Here is a 3,424-nt window from a genome sequence, read left to right as displayed (position 1 = left end):
CCGAGGTTCGAGTGCCCATGGCCGTCGCGCATTTCATTGCCGCTGAAATGCTGTTCGTGCCCTGGTTGGTCGTGGTGCGCGTCGAAGTGCTCGCCGCGCGGCGGATATTCGCCGTGCCATCCATCGTTGCGGTCGTAATGGTTATCCACGTGGCCCCAGAAATGAGAAGACCCGTGAAACCATGGTCCCGCTCCGATAAACACGCCGCCTGAAAACCACTCAGGTCCATAGTAGCCATATGGTGCGCAATCGTACGGCGGATAGTCGAAATAACCGTAAGGGCACACAGGCGGCGGCCCGATCTGGACCGCGATCTGTGCGCGTGCCTTTTGGGGGACAGCCGCAAAACAGAGAGCAGCGACCCCGATGAACAATAAATATTTGAATTTATTCACTTATCCTCCTCGCATCTGGCGGGAATCGAACACCGACTGACAGCTAAGAAAGCCGTCAGTTACGGCTGGGAAATCGCGCGGCTTGCCCGCGAGAATAACCTCGTGCTTGGATGAAATCGCCAAATCAAAGGTTTCCGCAGACGCCGCAATGCAAATGTTTGCGTCAGGCATACAACCCGGCTGACACATGCGCAAACGAGATGGGCTCAATCTCAAGGTTCGCCACCATCTTTGCTCGAGTGAACGCATCATTCCAACGATTCCGCTCGCGATCAAAATTGTCTTTGTGCAATGTGAAAAAGGTTTCATGATGTGGTAAACATCACCCGCCCTGTGTCTCTCGTCACAGCCGCTAACCCCCTCAAAGCAGAGACTCCTCGTAGCGGTTCTTCTCCGCAGGCCGCGTGATCGCGAAACCACTGAATATGTGCGACAAAAATCACATAACTCAGCCCGACGCGACCATCAGCGAGCGGCGGTTTACAGAATCGGCGCGGAACGCATGAATCAGTGGTTTCGCCACGTGAGGCAAAGCGAATGAGTGAACAAGAAATGGTGATTTTAGATGGGAACGAGGCTGCGGCCTCTGTAGCCTATCGACTTTCCGAAGTCGTCGCAATTTACCCGATTACCCCCTCGTCGCCGATGGCCGAGTGGGCCGATCAGTGGCGCTCGGAAGGCAAAAAGAACATCTGGGGCGCACTGCCCATCGTGGAAGAACTGCAGAGCGAAGGCGGCGCTGCTGGCGCGTTGCATGGCGCACTGCAGGCCGGTGCGTTCAGCACCACGTTTACGGCCTCGCAAGGCCTGCTGTTGATGATTCCCAACATGTACAAAATCGCCGGTGAGTTGACGCCGGCCACCATGCACGTGACGGCCCGCACCTTGGCGACGCACGCGCTCTCCATCTTTGGCGACCACTCTGACGTGATGGCCTGCCGCTCTACCGGCTGGGCGATGCTCGCTTCGAACTCCGTGCAGGAAGTGGCCGATTTGGCTCTTGTCGCGCAGATAGCTACCCTCGAGTCCCGCATCCCATTCATTCATTTCTTCGATGGCTTCCGCACCTCCCACGAAGTCGGCAAGATTCTTCCCATCAGCGACGAAACCATCCGCGCGCTCGTCGACGACAAATACATCATCCAGTTCCGTCAGAACGCACTCAGCCCCGATCGGCCTTTGCTTCGCGGCTCAGCGCAAAACCCCGACGTCTTCTTCCAGGCGCGCGAAGCCTGCAGCCCGTATCACGCCGCTGTCCCGGGCATCGTGCAATCGGTTATGAATCGCTTCGCAGCGCAAACCGGCCGCGCATATCACCTCTTCGACTACTACGGCGCCGCCGATGCAGAGCGCGTCGTCATCATCATGGGCTCCGGCGCCGAAGCCGCTGAAGAAGCCGTTGACGTGATGGCCAAGCAGGGCGAGAAAATCGGCCTGCTCAAGGTTCGCCTCTATCGTCCATTCGACGCTTCCGCCTTCATCAACGCGCTGCCCGCAACCGTCAAGTCGATTGCCGTTCTTGATCGCTGCAAGGAACCAGGTGCCACGGGCGAGCCTCTCTATCAGGATGTCGTCACTGTTCTCGCAGAGCATGCCGAAACGCTGCCCTTCGCCGCGATGCCGACCATTATTGGTGGCCGCTACGGCCTCTCCTCGAAGGAATTCACGCCCGCCATGGTCAAGGGGATCTACGACGAGCTGAACAAGACCACCCCCAAAAAGCACTTCACCATCGGCATCGACGACGATGTTTCGCACACCAGCCTTACGTACGATCCGGCGTTCTCTACCGAAGATCCCAAGACGGTCCGCGCGCTCTTCTACGGACTAGGTTCCGATGGCACCGTCGGCGCCAACAAGAACTCCATCAAAATCATCGGCGACCAAACTCCCAACTTCGCGCAGGGCTACTTCGTTTACGACTCCAAGAAGTCCGGCTCGATGACGACATCGCATCTGCGCTTTGGACCCAACCCGATTCGCTCCACTTACCTCATCACCCGCGCCAGCTTCGTGGCCTGCCACAACTTCAGCTTCCTTGAGAAGATGAACGTGCTTGAGGCAGCTATGCCCGGTGCGGTCTTCCTGCTCAACTCGCCTTACTCCGCCGACGAAGTCTGGGACAAGCTGCCCAAGTCGACGCAGGAAGAGATGTTGCGCAAAAAGATCGAGTTCTACGTGATCGACGGCTACACGGTGGCTCGCGATGCCGGCATGGGTACGCGCATCAACACCATCATGCAGACCTGCTTCTTCGCCATCAGCGGTGTTCTGCCGCGCGAAGATGCAATCGCGCAGATCAAGAAAGCCATCAAGAAGACCTACGGCAAACGCGGCGAGGCCGTGGTGCAGAAAAACTTCGAGGCAGTTGATGCGGCGCTTGCACATCTTCACAAAGTCGAACTGCCGACCGTCGCCTCCTCCGACTTCGACCTCATTCCGTCCATCTCCGGCAAAGCGCCGGAGTTTGTCCGCAACGTCCTCGGCGAAATCGCAGCCGGACGTGGCGATCTGCTCCCCGTCAGCGCCATTCCTGCCGGCGGCGCATTTCCGACCGCCACCGCGCAGTGGGAGAAGCGCAACATCGCGCAGTTCATCCCGGTGTGGGACAAGGACCTTTGCATCCAGTGCGGCAAGTGCGTCATGGTTTGCCCGCACGCCGTGATTCGCGCCAAGGTGTATAGCCCCGAACTCGGCGACAAGGCTCCCGCAACCTTCCAGTGGGCTAAGCCGAAGTGGAAGGGCATGGAAACCGATCACTACACGCTGCAGGTTGCTCCGGAAGATTGCACCGGTTGCGCCGTTTGCGTGGACGTTTGCCCCGTCAAGAGCAAGAGCGACGCTAGCAAGAAGGCCATCAACATGGCGCCCCAGGCACCCCTCCGCGAAGCTGAGCGCGACAACTGGGAGTTCTTCCTCGAACTGCCTGAAGTCGATCGCAACAAGCTTTCGCACTCGCAGGTAAAGGATCTGCAACTGCTGCAGCCGCTCTTTGAGTTCTCAGGCGCCTGCGCAGGTTGCGGTGAAAC

General features: G+C 58.4%; 2 protein-coding genes. One reads left to right on the top strand and one right to left on the bottom strand.

Annotated features, from left to right (window positions below; genetic code table 11):
- On the bottom strand, nucleotides 1-395 hold a 395-nt coding region (locus WA354_RS25305), incomplete at its 3' end, for a hypothetical protein (RefSeq protein WP_472815807.1).
- A gap of 537 nt (nucleotides 396-932) precedes the next feature.
- On the opposite strand from WA354_RS25305, the gene nifJ reads away from it, so the two are divergent.
- On the top strand, nucleotides 933-3,424 hold a 2,492-nt coding region (nifJ, locus tag WA354_RS25300; protein ID WP_472815806.1), incomplete at its 3' end, for a pyruvate:ferredoxin (flavodoxin) oxidoreductase.

It is taken from the genome of Occallatibacter sp., assembly GCF_049802275.1.
In the GTDB taxonomy this organism is placed as follows: domain Bacteria; phylum Acidobacteriota; class Terriglobia; order Terriglobales; family Acidobacteriaceae; genus Telmatobacter.
This window is presented reverse-complemented; position numbering and strand designations above follow the sequence as displayed.